This is a genomic window from Frondihabitans sp. GW821-FHT04F02 (genome assembly GCF_059420045.1).
In genome coordinates, this window is record NZ_JBWKSZ010000006.1 from 64,909 (window position 1) to 80,107 (window position 15,199).

Below are 15,199 nucleotides of genomic sequence, written 5' to 3' on the forward strand. Positions count from 1 at the left end.
CGGAGTTCCTGCGCCCGGATCCGCCGTCAGGCGTCGGCCCACGCCCGTTCGAACCCGGCCATCAGGCCCGTCATCGCCTTGACCGGCGGCGGCGCGTACTCGCCGCGCTTGCCGGTGGCGAGGCGCAGGCGGACGAGCGACTCCGCGAAGACCGTGGCGGAGGAGACGCCGTCGACGACGGGCGCGCCGATCTCGTCGGAGACGCGGTGGCAGAGGTCGGCCATGCCGGCGCAGCCGAGGAGGACGGCGTCGGCTCCGGCGTCGAGCACGGCGCGGCACTCCGCGACCACGCGGCCGTAGGCGTCGGAGCGCGGGTCGTCGAGGGCGAGGACCGGGATCTCGCACGCGCGGATGGCGACGCAGACGTCGCCGAAGCCGTAGCGGTGGGCGAGCTCGCGGGCGCGTCCGGTGGTGCGCTCGAGGGTGGTGACGATGCCGAATGTGCGGCCGAGCATCGCCGCGGCGTGCATGCCGGCCTCAGCGATGCCGAGGACCGGCCCGCGCGCCAGCTCGCGCGCCGCATCGAGCCCCGGGTCGCCGAAGCACGCCACGACGTACGCATCGACCCCCTCGGACTCCCCCAGTGCCACCTGCTCGAGGATGCCGGGTACGGCCAGCGCCTCCTCGTAGTGGCTCTCGATCGAGGCGGGGCCCATGCTCGGGCTCACCGCCTCGACGAGGGTGAGCGGACCCGCGACGTCGCTCGCACACCGGCCGATGGCGTCGGTCATGGACTGCGTGGTGTTGGGATTGATGAGGCGGATCCGCATGGTCAGTCCGTCTCGAGGGTTCCGTCGCTGACGGTGGAGTCGTCGGCGGACAGCTCGGGCATGCGCGGGTTCACGGTCTCGAACGCCCAGAAGATGGCGAGGCCGAGGGCGCAGCCGATGAACCATCCGTAGTTGCCGAGCCAGGTGAAGTCGACGCCGCCGAGGTCTTTCACGATGGACGGGACGAGGGCGGCTGCGACGGAGATGATCCCGGCGATGACCATGGTCCACACGGCGTTCGGGTTGAAGCCCCTCTTGTACCAGTAGCGGCCGGTCGGCTCCATCGTGAACATGTCGTCGACGGCGATGCGCTGCTTGGCGACGAGGTAGTAGCCGGCGATGAGGAGGCCGAACAGCGGGCCGATGAGGGCGCCGAGGATGCCCAGCGTGTACTGGATCGCCTGGGGGTTGCTGTACCAGTTCCAGGGGGTGAGGAGGACGGAGCCGACTGCTGCGATCATGCCGCCCATGCGCCACGAGATCTTCTGCGGCGACACGTTCGAGAAGTCGAAGGCCGGCGAGATGAAGTTGGCGACGATGTTGATGCCGACGGTCGCGGTGACGAAGGTGAGACCGCCGAGGAGGATCGCGAAGGGGGCGCCGATGGCCTGGACGGTCTCGATCGGGTCGGTGATGAGCTTGCCGAAGACCGGGACGGTCGCCGACGCGCAGAGCACGGTGAGGACTGAGAAGAACAGGAAGTTGAGCGGGAGGCCGAGCCAGTTGCCCTTCTTGACCGACTTGAACGACTTGCCGTAGCGCGAGAAGTCGCCGAAGTTGAGCATCGGGCCCGAGAAGTAGCTGACGACGATCGCGACGGCGGAGATCATGACGGGGATGGCTGCGGCGAGCGACATCGGCGGCCCGGAGGAGAGGTTGAGGCTGATGTTGCCCCAGCCGGCGGTGGCGACGAGGTAGACCGCGAGCGCGATCATGATGACGTAGACGGCCGGTCCGGCGAAGTCGATGAACTTGCGGATCGTCTCCATGCCCCGCCAGAACAGGGCTGCCTGCGCGACCCAGAGGATGGCGTACGAGATGTAGCCGAGGGCGCTCAGGCCGAGGAAGGAGTGGTCGAGGAGCGCGGACGACGCCGGGATGAACTTCAGGAAGATGATGTTCAGCGACTGGGCGGCGAGGTAGGTCTGGACGCCGTACCAGGCCGTCGCGATGAGGCCGCGGATGATGGCCGGGATGTTCGCGCCGAGCACGCCGAAGACGGCCCGGTTGATGACCGGGTACGGGACGCCGGTGCGCTGGCTGGGCTTCGCGACGAGGTTGGCGAAGACCATGACGATCATGATGCCGACCACGAGCGAGATGAGCACCTGCCAGCTGGCGATGCCGAGCGCGAACAGGCTTCCCGCGGTGACGTAGCCGCCGACCGAGTGGACGTCCGACATCCAGAACGCGAAGAAGTTGTAGCCGCCCCAGGTCTGCTTGCGGAGGGGCGCGAGGTCCTCGTTGGTGAGGCGGGGGTCGTAGTGGTCTTTGATGAGTCCGCCGCCGACCGGGTGGCCGGCCGCCTCGACGATGTCGTGCGGACCGGTCAGCGTGGCGGCGCGGTTGGCCTCCTCGCGGGGGTCGGTGGTCGAGGTGGGCGGAGCGATGTTCGATGCCATGGCACTCTCCTGGGTGGCTGATACCCTCGTGGGCAGATGAGACGAGCTGGTGATCCCGGCGCGTGGCCGGCAGGCGTTCCCGTGATTCGGTCTGAAGAGTGAACCTATTGCTTCACGCGAACGCGCAGGTTTCGGCCTTGTAACAAGCATGTGACAGCGATTGCTTCACGTGCTTCCCTGTTCTTGTTCTTGTGCAGTCCTGGAGGCGCGACGTGACCGAGGCCGTCGCCAGCGAGCTCGACGCGGTCGTGCTCGGAGCCCGGCTGCGGACGCTCCGCACCGATTCCGGCCTGACGCTTCGCGAGATGGCCGAGGCGCTGGGGATCTCCTCGAGCGCCGTCTCGCAGATCGAACGCGGCGTCAGGCGCCCCTCGGTGTCGCGGCTCCTCGCGATCGTCCAGGTGCTCGGCCGCCCCCTCGCCGACGTGTTCGACGCCGCCGAAGAGCCGGCCGCCGACCGCGCCGAGATGCCCGTCGGGTACGTCCTCGCCCGTGCGGGAGCCACGCACCCCGTGACCCTCGGCACCGGCGTGGTCTTCCGCCGCCTGTCGCCCGCGCACACCGCCGGCGTCGACTTCTTCGAGTCGACCTACCCCGCCGGAGCCGTCGCCACCGACATGGGCTCGCTGATCACGCACGAGGGCTACGAGGTCGGCACCGTGACCTCCGGCGAGCTCACCATCGACTTCGCCGACGAGCGCGTCGTGATGCGCGCCGGCGACTCGATCCGCTTCCCGTGCGAGGTGCCGCACCGGATGGGCAACTACGGCTCGGTGGACGCCGTCGCCACGTGGGTCATCGTGCACTCGCGGCGCTAGGCGGGCCTGTCGCGTTCGCAGGGGCCTTTGGTTAGGTGGGGCCATGCGATACGTGATCATCGGCGCCGGAGCCATCGGAGGGGTGCTGGGTGCGCGGCTCGCCCAGCACGGGAAGTCGCCGCTGCTGATCGCCCGCGGTGAGCACGGCGACGTGATCGCCTTGGCGGGCATGCGGCTCCGCTCGCCCGACGACGACACCGTCGTGCGCATCCCCGTCGCGTCGGAGCCCGCAGGCGTACACCTCCGGGTCGACGACGTGCTGGTCTTCGCCACCAAGACGCAGTCGCTCGACGCGGCCGTCCGGGAGTGGGTCGACGAGCCCGTGTACGTCGACGGCCGCCCGATCGGGACCGCGGGGGCGTTGCTCCCGGCGTTCATCGCGCTCAACGGCATCCAGGGCGAGCGCATCGCCGCCCGCTACTTCGACCGGGTCTATGCCGTCTGCGTGTGGCTCCCCGGTGTCCACCTCGTGCCCGGCGAGGTCATCGTCCGCATCGCGCCGTCGAGCGGGACGTTCATCGTGGGGCCGGCGTTCGGCGGCGCCTCGCTGGGCGGCTCCGGGTCGTCGGGCGGCGGTGCCGGCTTGAGCTCCACGGCCGGCGGCCCCGGGTCGTCGGGCGGCGGTGCCGGCTCCACGGCCGGCGGTGCCGCCGCTGATCCGTTGCTCCTCGAGCTCCAGCGCGACTGGCAGGACGCCACCTTCCGCATCTTCCTCGACGACGACGTCCTGGCGTGGAAGCACCGCAAGCTCCTGTCGAACCTGGGCAACGCCCTCCAGGCCCTCCTCGGGCCGGACGCCGCACCCGACATCTACGACGACCTGAGGTCGGAGGCGGAGGCCGTCTACCGCGCGCTCGGGATCACCTGGCCGAGCGACGATGACGAGGCGGCTCGCCGGGGGAACGCGTTCGACCTGCGGCCGGTCCCCGGCACCGGCGAGCTCGGCGGGTCGTCGTGGCAGAGCGTCCAGCGCGGAGGCTCGATCGAGACCGACTACCTGAACGGCGAGATCGCTCTCCTGGCCCGCAGCCACGGCCTCGACGCGCCCCTCAACGCCGAGGTGCAGCGGCTGGCGCGCTCGGCCGACGGGGCGATGAGCGTCGAGCGGCTGCGCGAGCTGCTCGAACGCGTCGCGGCGCGGTAGCCGCCCGCGGCTGCGGCGCCGCCGCGCGCCGGCCCGCCGTCGAGAACTCAGGCCCGGTGCGCGCTGCCGGGCCGATGGAGCCCGACCTGCGGCCCGCCGCCGCGCACCGCCCCTGAGTTGCCGACCGCTACCGTTGCCCCATGCGGATTCTGGTGGTGGGCGCGGGTGCCGTCGGCGGCTATTTCGGCGGCCTGCTTGCGCAAGCGGGCAGGGACGTCACCTTTCTGGTGCGGCCCGGCCGTCTCGAGTTCCTGCGCTCGGGGCTGGTGATCGAGCAGCTCGACCGCACCCTGCGCATCGATGTGCGGGCGACGACGGCCGATGCGCTCCACGGGACCTACGACCTCGTGCTCGTGACGGTGAAGTCGTTCGGGCTCGAGGCCGCGATCGACGACTTCGCGCCCGCCGTCGGCCCGACGACGACGATCGTGCCGCTGCTGAACGGCATGCGGCACCTCGACCTGCTGCAGGCGCGGTTCGGCGACCGGGTCGTCGGCGGCCTCTGCTTCGTCGCGACTCACCTCGATGGCGGCACGGTGCGGCAGCTCGGCCCCCTCCAGACCCTCATGTACGGGGAGCTCGACGGCACTCCGACGCCGCGGATCGACGCTGTCGACGCCGCCCTCACGGGCGCCGGGTTCGACGCGCGGGCGCGCTCCGGGCCCGACGGCATCCTGCAGGCGCTGTGGGAGAAGTGGTTCGTGCTCGCGGCCGGCGGCGCCCTGACCACCCTCCTCGGCGGCGACGTCGGCGCCATCGAGGCAGCGCCGAACGGCACGCGCACGGCTCTCGCGATCGTGGCGGAGTGCGCGTCCGTGGCCGCGGCGGCGGGGCACGAGCCGTCGGCGAAGGCGCGCGCGAGCGCCGAGCGGACGCTGACCGCGGCGGGCAGCGACTTCACGACGTCGCTCTACCGCGACCAGGCGGCGGGCGGCGAGGTCGAGGCGGAGCAGATCCTCGGCGACCTGGTCGCGCGGGCCGACGGGCTCGGCGTCAGCGTCCCGCTGCTCGCTGCGGCGGATGCGGCGCTCGAGGTGTACCGGCGAGGGCGCGCAGCCTCCTGAGGTAGTAGCGCTCGGGCCAGGTCCGGACCCCGCCCGGCAGCCGCGGGTACACGGCCGCGACGACGCGCCAGAGCCGGTCGAGGCGGCGCTGGTCGGCGCGACTCCAGGTGAGCCCGTAGGCGTCGCGCACCGTCTCGGGCAGGAGCCCCGCGGTCATCCAGCGGTTGAACGGCATCAGCAGACGCACCCACCGCGGCGCCCGCTCGGCCCTCCAGAGCGCGTCGGCCTGCGCGCCGATCGCCGGCGACACCGTCAGCTCGGCCACCCGGGCGGCCCAGTACGTCCTGAATTCCGCGCGCGACGAAGGCCACATCGACGCAGGAACTCGCAAGGCCGTCCCGAGCCCCGCGTACCGGGCGAACAGGGCGTCCGCCGCCCCCTCCGGGAGGTGCCCGAGCACGCGGTCGTGGACGAGCACGGCCGTGTCGTACAGGGTCGCGGCGACCCAGAGCTGGAGCTCCGGGTCGTGGGCGTCGTAGGCGTCGCCGTGGACGGGGTCGTGCCTGCGGTCGACGTAGGCCGAGGCGGCGCGGCGGTCGGCGTCGGTGCCGCACATCACTGCGTAGACGTACATCAGCGTGCCATGCAGCCGCCCCATCGGGTTGCTCGCGAAATCGCTGTGGTCGGCGACGCCGCGGCCGACCTCCGGGCGGGCCAGCTGGAGGAGGATGGCCCGGCCTGCTCCGGCGAGGATGACGGCCTCACTGGGCGGGTCGATGCGCATAGGCGCACGATACCGGTCGGGTTCTGGAGCTTCGCTGCGCTTTCTTCTCGGGCTTCGCTGCGCTTTCTTCTCGGGCTTCGCTGGGTCTGCTCTTTGAGCTTCGCCGCGTCTACTTCTTGAGCTTGACCAGGGCGTTGGCGTAGCTGGCGAACCACTTGCCGGCGGCGGGGCCTCCGTTGCAGGTGCCGTCGCTGGCGCCGGGCGTCTTGACCCAGAGGAGGGCGTCGAGGCCGGTGCTGCCCGCCGTGACGTGGGGGTCCTGGCCGAGGCCCGCGCCCGGAGCGTTGCACCAGGTGCCCTTCCAGCCGCGGCCGTTGCGCGACACGTCGATGACGTAGTGCGCGCCGTTCGTGAGCTTCGAGACGGAGGAGGCGTAGGCGCGCTCCTCGTCGACTCCGACGTAGTTCGAGACGTTCGTGTAGAAACCCCGCGCGTACTGGATACCGGCCTTGTCGAGGAGGTCCGCCACCTGCTGCGGCTTGAGCCAGCGGGAGTTTCCGCCGTCGAGATACGCGGGGATGCCGTCGGCGGCGAAGGTCTCGACCGCCGACTTCAGCTGGGTGAAGCGCTCCGAACCGAGGCTGGCGCAGGTCGTGGTCTGGCCGAGGGAGTCCGGCTCGACGAGCACGACGGCGTTGTGGCCCTTGAGCGTGGACGCGATCGTGGAGTTCCAGCTGGCGTAGGCCGCCGGGGTGAGCCCGCCGGCCGAGTAGCCGCCGCAGTCGCGGCCGGGGATCGCGTAGGTGACGAAGACCGCGGTCTTTCCGGCCTGGTCGGCGGCATCGACGTTCTTCTTCACGTACGCGGCGAGCTTGTCGCCGGTGTACCAGTCGCCGAGCCAGATGGCGACCGGGCGCTTGGCGATGTAGGCGGCCGAGGCGGCGTCGGTCGCCTTGCCCGCCGCGCTGAGCTCGGCCGCGCGCTTGGCGGCGAAGCTCTCCTTCTGTACGTAGAGGCCGCCGTCGAAGAGCGACCTGTTCGTGGCCGCGGCGATCGAGGCGGCTTGGGTCGTGGCGCTGGCCTTCGTAGAGGTGGCCGCGCTGGCAGCGCTCGCTTCGAGCGGCGAGGCCAGGACGAGCGCCGCCAGGGCGACTACGGCAGCGATCTGGTGCGTTTTGGGCATGCGTGGGTCCTGATCCTGGAGCGCACGTCGAGAGACGCGGAGGGCGGAGGTGCGGGGCGGTCCGAATGACGCGAAGCAATCTCAACATGTGCGCTGGCTGGGCTGTAGCGGCATTTTGGGGGACACAAAGCTGACAGCCGCTCCGTACCCTTCCGTCCGGTCGGCGATCCGCCTCGTAGGGTCGACGGGTGGAACGACGACGCGACTACTCCTGGACCGACCCCGCCGAGATCGCGGCGGCGGCGCCGTTGACGAGCGGGGTCGAGTTCCTGCGCCGGATGATCGCCGGGGCGATCCCGCAGCCGCCGATCGCGCACACGCTCCAGTTCGAGCTGGTCGAGGCGAGCGAGGGGCGCGTCGTGCTGGTCGCGCACCCGGCGGAGTTTGAGTACAACGCGATCGCGTCGGTGCACGGCGGGGTCATCGCGACCTGGGCCGACACGTCGATCGGCTATGCCGTGCAGACGCGGCTGGCTCCCGGGCAGAGCCTGACGACGCTCGATCTGCAGGTGCGGTACCTCCGGCCCATCACCGCGGCCCTCGGGGACGTCACCATCACGGCGGTGACCGACCACGTCGGGCGGCGGACCGCGACGGCGCGGAGCGAGATCGTCGACGGGTCGGGGCGGCTGCTGGCGACGGCGACCTCGACCTGTCTCGTGCTGTAGGGGCCGCTGCGCGGCCGCGGCCCCGGGGCAGCCCGCGGCGCCACCCTCCCGGCGCCGCCGCCGTCCCGCACCGCCGCCTCCCCGCGCCGTCGCCGTCCCGCACCGCCGCCGTCGGCAACTCAGGCCCGGTGCGCCGAGCGGCCGTCGGGCTCGCCCCGGGGCGGCCCGCCGCTGCGCACCGCCCCTGAGTTGCCGACGCCCGACCATCTCTCCACAGCCGGCCGCCTCCGGTCGCCCCTCCACAGATGGGCCGCAGCACCCCACCGGGCCCGCCCGAATCGCGAACCTCGACGGCATGATCATCAGCGAACTGGTCGCTCAGAGGGGCGGCATCCTGCACAAGAACCACCTCGTGGCCCTCGGCGCCACCGACCGCGACCTGACGTGGGCAGTGCGCCACGGTCACGTCAGGCGGGCGCGGCGGGGGTGGTACACGACGTTCGCGAAGTCCGATCCGCGGTTCGTGGCCGTGCAGGTCGGTGGTCGCCTGACGGGCGCCTCGGCGCTGCGGATTCGGGGGGCGTGGATGTGGGGCGAGCCGCCGGTCACCGTGTCGGTGCCGGCGAATGCGAGTCGGCTGCGGCGGCGGAAGGGGGTCCGGGTCGTGTGGGACTCCCCCGAGGTCGGCGGGCGCGGCGACCTCATGTCAGTCGGCCTCCGCGATGCGCTCCGCCAGGCCGTGCTCGACCTCGCGTTCGAGGAGGCGGTGGCGGTGCTCGACTGGGCGCTCTCCGAGAGGCACCTCGACGTCGACGAGGTGCCGCAGCTGCTGGAGGCTCTGCCGCAGGATGTTCGCTCGATCGCGGACTGGGTCGACCCGAAGTGCGGCAGCTTTCCCGAGAGCATCGCGCGGACCCGGTTGCGCAAGCTCGGCCACACGGTCGAGACCCAGGTCGCCGTCGACGGGAACAAGGCGATCGACCTCGTCGTCGACGGGGTCGTCGGGATCGAGGTGGACGGGCGCGAGTTCCACGAGTCGCGGTTCGAGAAGGACCGCCGGAAGGACCTCGCGATCGTCATCGAGGGGCGGACTCCGGTCAGGTTCAGCTACCGGATGCTCGTGGAGGTGTGGGACCGCGTGGCGCTGGCGGTGCGGACCGCCGTCGCGGCGCACCGGCGGGGCCGTGCTGCCGTCGGCAACTCAGGCGCGGTGCCGCGGCCGGCGCGGCGCGCGCCGCGCCTGTGGCGCCTGCCGGCGCCGCGGCGGCGCACCGCGCCTGAATTGCCGACGCGCGGCCTCGCGCGAAGGCCCTTCCCGCGCATCGCTACGATCGTCGGGTGACGCATCCCCCCATGAAATGGCTCGCCCGACTGACTTTCGTGACGATCCTGGTCGGCATCGGGAGCGGCCTGAGCGGCCTCGTCGTGAGCTTCCTCCTGCACGGCCTGGAGCACCTGGTCTACGGGTTCGGCGAGGGCGACTTCCTCGACGAGCTGCCGACCCCGAGCAACGGCCTTCGCGTCCTGGCGCTGTTCGTCGCCGGCGTCATCGGCGGCTTCGGCTGGTGGGCCGTCCGCCGCTGGGGCCGGAAGGTGGTCTCGGTCGAGGCCGCCGTGAAGGGCGAGCGGATGCCCTTCTGGTCGTCCCTCAGCAACATCGCGCTGCAGATCGTCATCGTCGGACTCGGCGCGAGCATCGGCCGCGAGGTCGCCCCGCGGGAGCTGGCAGCGCTCGCGGCCCAGTGGATAACCCGCAAGACCGGTGTCACTTTTCGCGAGACCAGGATCCTGGTGGCCTGCGGCGCCGGCGCTGGCCTGGCCGCCGTCTACGACGTGCCACTCGGCGGTGCCGTCTTCGCGGTCGAGATCCTCCTCGCCGAGCTCACCCTGGCGACCGTCGTGCCGGCGATCGCGACATCGGCCATCGCGGCGATCGTGGCCAGACTGGTTACCAGCGCCGCCCCGCTCTACAGTGTCCCCCACCTCGAGCTGAGCCCTTCCCTCATCGTCTGGTCGATCATCGCCGGGCCCGTCATGGGGTTCGCGGCTCTCGGCTTCGTCGTCCTGGCGAAGAAGGCGGGGGAGCGCCGGCCGAAGAGCTGGGGCATCCTCATCGTCATGCCGGTGGTGTTCACGGCGGTGGGCGTCTTGTCGATCTGGTTTCCGCAGATCCTCGGAAACGGCCGCGCGCTCGGCCAGCTCGGGTTCGACGGCGGCGCGAACCTCGACGGTGCGACCCTCGGCGCGGCTCCGCTCCTCTTCATCCTGATCATCGTGCTGCTCAAGCTCATCTCGACCGTCGGCACGATCGGCGCCGGGGCGGCCGGCGGCACCCTGACCCCGTCGCTCGCCCTCGGCAGCGGGCTCGGCGCCGTGCTCGGCGGACTCTGGCTGCTCCTCTGGCCCGGCAGCGGCATCGCGGCCTTCGCATTCGTGGCCGCGGCGTCCTTCCTCGCGGCGAGCATGCGGGCGCCGCTGACGGCGCTCGTCCTGGTCGTCGAGTTCACCGGCCAGGGCCAGGCGATCCTGGTGCCGGCCCTCCTCGCGATCGCCGGCTCGATGACGATCGGCTACATGATCACCCGCCGTCAGCTGTGGAAGACGCCGCGTGGCGAGGGCGTGGCGTAGGTCCAACTAGGCTGGGGGCACGCATTCGCTAGGAGGCACCTCGACATGATCCACTCCCCCAATCGGCTCCTGAGCACGATCATCGGCATCGTCTTCCTGCTCATCGGCCTGTTCGGCTTCTTCGTGGCGACCCCGCTCCCGTTCGCCACGGCCGAGGGTGCGGTCCTGATCGGCCTCTTCGGAGTCAATGCGGCCCTCAGCACGATCCACGTCCTGGTCGGCGCCGCGCTGCTGCTGGCGGGCCTCGGCGGCGTCCTCCCGGCGAAGCTCGCCACCGTCGTCCTCGGCGCTGCTCTCGTCGTCTTCTCACTCGTCGGCTTCGGCATCGCGCACACAGGCGCCAACATCTTCGCGCTCAACACCCCCGACAACCTGCTGCACCTCTTCGCCGGGCTCCTGCTGGTCGCCTTCGGCCTCACGACCGACAAAGTGATCCTCAAGGCTCCGAAACTCGCGTAGCGAGCCCTGGCGATTCGCGGCCTCCGCCGTTAGAGTTAGGGTCACCTAACCGTGACCGAGAGGCGCCGCATGCACGCTGTCGTCCCCTTTTCCCAGGTCCTGCGCGAGCGCGGTTCACGGCCACGATCGACTCCCGCGGCGAGCGAGCTCTTCATGTCGGCGCTGCTGAGCGGCCACGGTTCGCGCGGCGACTACATCGCGATGGTCGAGCAGAACTACTTCGTGTACCGCGCCCTCGAGCGCGCGGCCGAGGCCCGGCAGTCCGATCCGGTCGCTGCGGCATTCATGTCGCCGGCCCTGACCCGGCTCCCGGCGATCCGCGAAGACCTCCGTTTCCTGATCGGCGACGACTGGGAGTCGCGCGTCGTCCCGATGCCGACGACCCTCCGCTACGTCGACCGGATCGAGACCGTCGCCGCCACCTCCACCGGCGGCTTTGTCGCCCACCACTACACGCGCTATCTCGGCGACCTGTCGGGCTGCGCGATCATCCGCCAGATCATGCAGCGGCAGTTCGGCTTCGAGACGAACGGAGTCGGCTTCTACCTCTACGCCGGCATCGCCCGCCCGAAGGAGTTCAAGTCGACCTACCGGGCCCAGCTCGACTCGGTCGGCTGGACGGACGACGAGCGCGAGCGCGTCATCGACGAGGTCGGCGTCGCCTACCGCCTGACCGAAGACCTCTTCGGCGAGCTCTCCGCGCCGCGAACCGCGGCATAGCCCGAAACGCCGCACAGCGACGCGAACTGCAGCGCGTCGACGCGAACCGCAGCGGAGTCCGGCAGGCCCGCAGCCCTTACGACCCCACCGTCGCAGCCTGAATCGCAGGAACTCGGGTCGCCTGCGACATGAAGCGCCTCACGTCCAGATCGACGATGATGTCGGCGGGTCGCAGTGGCCGTGAGAGGTAGAGGCCCTCGAGTGACGTGATCCTGCTGAGTGCCACGTACGTCTGACCGGCGCTGAACACTCGGGTACCGAGGTCGACGATGGCCTGGTCGTACGTCTTGCCCTGCGACTTGTGGATCGTCACAGCCCACGCGAGCCGCAGCGGGAACTGCTGGAACTCGGCGACGATGTCTTTCTTCAGCTCTTTCGTCGTCTCGGAGTAGGTGTACTTGTACTTCTCCCAGACGGCCGGCTGCACCTCGACCTCTTCGCCGTCGAGCTCGACGAACACGGTGTCGCGGATCTTGGTGACCACGCCGACCGAGCCGTTGACCCAGCGCTGGTCGGAGTCGTTGCGGAGGAACATCACCTGCGCCCCCACCTTCAGCTCGAGCGCCTCGTCGGCCGGGAACGTGCGCCCGCCGAAATCGCCGGTCACCTCGGCTTTCGCCGTCTTCACCCCGCCGGCCAGGCGCGACAGCTCGAGCTTGTTGATGCGGTTGACGGTGTCGTTGCGGGTAGCGAGCGTGATCGTGCCGTCGGTGGGCACGGGCCGGGCCCCGGCAGTATTCAGCGCGTTCGCGATCTCGGCGGTGACGCGACCGTGGCGGACGGCGTTCAGCATCTCCTTGAAGCCGGCATCGCTCTGCCGGTGGATGAAGGCGAGCTCGAGGATTCGGAGCGTCGCCTCCTCCCAGACGTGGGCGTCGAAGAACCACATCGACCGATAGTGGTCTTTGAAGTACGCGCGCTCCTCCGGGTCGCCGGGTACGGGCGGCAGCTGGTACGGGTCGCCGAACAGGACGACCTGCACGCCGCCGAACGGCTCGCTCTTGCGCTGACGAGCCTTGCGGAGCGACCGGTCGATCGCGTCGAGGAGATCGGCGTTCACCATCGAGACCTCATCGATGACGAGCGTGTCGATGGTGTTGAGCAGCTTGCGCAGCTCGGAGTTCTGGTCGATGTCGTGGTCGGCGATGAGCCCGATCGGCAGCCGGAAGAGCGAGTGGATGGTCTGCCCGCCGACGTTGAGGGCGGCGACGCCCGTGGGCGCGCAGACGACGACCTGTTTCGAGGTGTTCCACGACAGGTGGTTGAGCAGCGTCGACTTGCCGGTGCCGGCCCGCCCGGTGACGAAGATGTGCTCCCGGGTGTTCTCGATCGCGTCGTAGACGGCGGCCTGCTCGGGCGACAGCTCTGGAGCCACGAGCACCCCTTTCGTCGACCGGCCCGGGTCATCCAATCTACCGGTCGCGGACGGGTCACCCGGCTAGCCGAAGTTAGGATGTGGAAATGTCTGTGCCTGTGGGGAGCGCGCGGCGATCCGCGAGAAGACGGGCCGCCCTCCTCTACGGCGGGCTCCTCGTCGGGATCGCGATCGCCTTCGTCGTGACGGTGGCGATCCTCAACTCGACGGTCTACAGCGCGTCGGGATTCGTCCGCGGCTACCTGCACGCCCTCGACCGCGGCGACACGGCGAGCGCGCTCGGCCTCGCCGGCGTGACCCCGTCGGCCGACGACGTGCTCCTGACCATCCCGGAAGACGGCCGGATCGACGACATCTCCACGACGGCGAAGGGCGACCGCGTCACGGCGAGCTTCCTCCTCGACGGAACGCGCCACGAGGCCGTGTACGACGTCGCGCCGACGGGCGCCTTCGGCGGGCTCTTCACGGCGTGGGGCTTCCGGACCACGCCGACGGCGTTCCTCGATGTCACGCCCGAGCACGACCCGCGCTTCACCGCCAACGGCGTCGATGTGAAGGCGGAGGGGTCCGACATCGCGACCCGCTACACGGTCCTCGCACCGGCGGTCTTCGATCTGACCCACGACACGACCTACCTCACGGCCGATCAGACGACCGTCGTGGCCGCCGCTCCCGGCGCCGTCGCCAAGGGCACGGTCGACGTCGAGCCCCGCAAGAGCTTCGCCGACGGCGTCCGCCGCGACGTCACCAAGTACCTGCGCACGACGTGCGTCCCGCAGAAGGTGCTCTTCCCCGCCGGCTGCCCGTTCGGCAAGGAGGTCGACGACCGCGTCACCTCCACGCCGACGTGGTCGATGACGTCCTACCCGCCCGTTGCGCTGAAGCCGACGAGGACGTCGGGCGTCTGGATCGTCAAGCGCGCGGCCGGCCGCGCCCACCTCGAGGTCGAGGCCCAGTCGCTCTTCGACGGCCAGGCCTACGACATCGACGAGGACGTCCCCTTCGACGTCGAGTACCTCGTCACCATCGGCTCCGACAACAACCTGACGATCACCCCGCGCTGACGGACGCCAGCGCTGACATAATCGACTCACCCGACCCAGGAGCGCCGTGCCGATCCCCCAGACTCCCGCGACGCTCGTCGACGTCGCCGAGCGGGCGGGCGTCAGCCTGAAGACGGCGTCCCGCGCCATCAACGGGGAGCCGCACGTCGCGGAAGCCACGCGCAAGAAGGTGATGACGGCCGCGGGCGAGCTCGGCTTCCAGCTCAACAGCATGGCGTCCCTGCTCAAGCGCGGCATCCGCTCGAGCTTCATCGGCCTGGTGACCGGCGACCTGGGCAACCCCTTCTACTCGGCGCTGGCCAAGGGCGTCGAGCGTGAGCTCCGGGACGAGGGCCTCCAGCTCGTCATCTCGTCCACCGACGAGAGCGGCGACCGCGAGCGCGTCCTCGTCGACGAGATGGTCGCCCGCCAGGTCCGAGCCCTCATCGTCGTCTCCACCCTCGAGTCGAGCGACGCCCTCGGCCAGGCTCAGGAGCGCGGCATCCCCGTCATCTTCGTCGACCGCCCCTCGACCGACCTCACTGCCGACAGCGTCGTGCTCGACAACCGCGCCGGCGCCCGCATGGCCGTCGAGCACCTCATCGCCCACGGCCACACCCGCATCGGCTTCATCGGCGACTACTCCCGGCTCCCCACCCACCAGCAGCGGCTCGACGGGTACCTCGACGCGGTGGCCTCGGGCGCAGGAACTTCAGCTCGCGAACTCGTCCGCGAAGATCTCCACGACGCCGCCGGGGGCCGGAACGCCGCGCGCGAGCTCCTGTCGCTCCCCCACCCGCCGACGGCCCTGTTCACCAGCAACAACCGCGTCACCATCGGCGCGCTCACCGCCTTCCGGGGCCTATCGACGGCTCCGGCGCTCGTCGGCTTCGACGACTTCGACCTCGCCGATGTGCTCGGCGTGACGGTGGTCTCGCACGACCCCGTCGACATGGGAGCCCGCGCGGCCCGCCTGGCCCTGGAGACGCTCGCCTCGCGCACCCCGCGGGGTGACGAGCTGGTGCTGCCGGTGCGCCTCGTGCCGCGGGGGTCCGGCGAGGCGGGGCCCGGAGTGGACTGGCGGTAGACCCGAGTTCCTGC

Annotated in this window: 15 protein-coding genes; 10 read left to right on the plus strand and 5 right to left on the minus strand. The window is 70.8% G+C overall.

The genetic code is table 11. From position 1 onward, the window contains the following. Window positions 1-26: 26 nt before the first annotated feature. Complete coding sequence (locus AC07TY_RS15925) at window positions 27-770, minus strand: aspartate/glutamate racemase family protein (protein ID WP_494785956.1); 744 nt, start codon at window positions 768-770, stop codon at window positions 27-29. 2 nt (window positions 771-772) lie between these two features. Further along, complete coding sequence (locus AC07TY_RS15930; RefSeq protein WP_123505771.1) at window positions 773-2,392, minus strand: NCS1 family nucleobase:cation symporter-1; 1,620 nt, start codon at window positions 2,390-2,392, stop codon at window positions 773-775. A 212-nt stretch (window positions 2,393-2,604) separates the two neighbouring features. Here AC07TY_RS15930 and AC07TY_RS15935 point away from each other — a divergent pair, with 212 nt between their 5' ends. The 3 genes from AC07TY_RS15935 to AC07TY_RS15945 all read left to right on the plus strand — a co-directional run bounded on the left by AC07TY_RS15935 (window position 2,605) and on the right by AC07TY_RS15945 (window position 5,418). After that, entirely contained in the window at window positions 2,605-3,210 is a 606-nt protein-coding gene (locus AC07TY_RS15935) for a helix-turn-helix domain-containing protein (protein WP_199738234.1), read from the plus strand. Window positions 3,211-3,253: 43 nt separating this feature from the next. Next, on the plus strand, window positions 3,254-4,354 hold the full coding sequence (locus AC07TY_RS15940) for a ketopantoate reductase family protein (RefSeq protein ID WP_494785957.1): 1,101 nt from the start codon (window positions 3,254-3,256) through the stop codon (window positions 4,352-4,354). A 140-nt stretch (window positions 4,355-4,494) separates the two neighbouring features. Next, a complete protein-coding gene (locus tag AC07TY_RS15945) occupies window positions 4,495-5,418 on the plus strand; it encodes a ketopantoate reductase family protein (RefSeq protein WP_494785958.1) in 924 nt (307 codons plus the stop codon). On the opposite strand, the gene AC07TY_RS15950 is transcribed toward AC07TY_RS15945, so the two are convergent. Both AC07TY_RS15950 and AC07TY_RS15955 read right to left on the minus strand, forming a co-directional pair. Continuing rightward, complete coding sequence (locus AC07TY_RS15950) at window positions 5,348-6,142, minus strand: oxygenase MpaB family protein (RefSeq protein WP_494785959.1); 795 nt, start codon at window positions 6,140-6,142, stop codon at window positions 5,348-5,350. The genes AC07TY_RS15945 and AC07TY_RS15950 overlap by 71 nt on opposite strands. 109 nt (window positions 6,143-6,251) lie before the next feature. Continuing rightward, window positions 6,252-7,265: a glycoside hydrolase family 6 protein gene (locus tag AC07TY_RS15955; RefSeq protein WP_494785960.1), complete on the minus strand. Its 1,014-nt coding sequence runs from the start codon at window positions 7,263-7,265 to the stop codon at window positions 6,252-6,254. Window positions 7,266-7,453: 188 nt separating this feature from the next. On the opposite strand from AC07TY_RS15955, the gene AC07TY_RS15960 reads away from it, so the two are divergent. The 5 genes from AC07TY_RS15960 to AC07TY_RS15980 all read left to right on the plus strand — a co-directional run bounded on the left by AC07TY_RS15960 (window position 7,454) and on the right by AC07TY_RS15980 (window position 11,680). Continuing rightward, window positions 7,454-7,933, plus strand: coding sequence for a PaaI family thioesterase (locus tag AC07TY_RS15960; protein WP_494785961.1), 480 nt, complete (start codon window positions 7,454-7,456; stop codon window positions 7,931-7,933). 295 nt (window positions 7,934-8,228) lie between these two features. Then, on the plus strand, window positions 8,229-9,215 hold the full coding sequence (locus tag AC07TY_RS15965; protein WP_494785962.1) for a putative endonuclease domain-containing protein: 987 nt from the start codon (window positions 8,229-8,231) through the stop codon (window positions 9,213-9,215). Next, window positions 9,212-10,501, plus strand: a complete 1,290-nt coding sequence (locus AC07TY_RS15970) for a chloride channel protein (protein WP_494785963.1) — start codon at window positions 9,212-9,214, stop codon at window positions 10,499-10,501. Before AC07TY_RS15965 ends, AC07TY_RS15970 begins: the two co-directional genes overlap by 4 nt. Window positions 10,502-10,546: 45 nt before the next feature. Beyond that, a complete protein-coding gene (locus AC07TY_RS15975; protein WP_494785964.1) occupies window positions 10,547-10,960 on the plus strand; it encodes a DUF4383 domain-containing protein in 414 nt (137 codons plus the stop codon). 69 nt (window positions 10,961-11,029) lie between these two features. Further along, window positions 11,030-11,680, plus strand: coding sequence for a biliverdin-producing heme oxygenase (locus tag AC07TY_RS15980; RefSeq protein ID WP_494785965.1), 651 nt, complete (start codon window positions 11,030-11,032; stop codon window positions 11,678-11,680). A 76-nt stretch (window positions 11,681-11,756) separates the two neighbouring features. Here AC07TY_RS15980 and AC07TY_RS15985 read toward each other — a convergent pair whose 3' ends face one another. Beyond that, window positions 11,757-13,055 carry an ATP-dependent DNA helicase gene (locus tag AC07TY_RS15985; RefSeq protein WP_123505936.1) on the minus strand — a complete coding sequence of 433 codons (1,299 nt, stop codon included), beginning with the start codon at window positions 13,053-13,055 and terminating at the stop codon, window positions 11,757-11,759. Window positions 13,056-13,141: 86 nt separating this feature from the next. Between AC07TY_RS15985 and AC07TY_RS15990 the strand changes: the two genes are divergently transcribed. Next, entirely contained in the window at window positions 13,142-14,119 is a 978-nt protein-coding gene (locus AC07TY_RS15990; protein WP_494785966.1) for a hypothetical protein, read from the plus strand. Window positions 14,120-14,165: 46 nt separating this feature from the next. Continuing rightward, window positions 14,166-15,185 carry a LacI family DNA-binding transcriptional regulator gene (locus AC07TY_RS15995; RefSeq protein ID WP_488625034.1) on the plus strand — a complete coding sequence of 340 codons (1,020 nt, stop codon included), beginning with the start codon at window positions 14,166-14,168 and terminating at the stop codon, window positions 15,183-15,185. Window positions 15,186-15,199 lie beyond the last annotated feature (14 nt).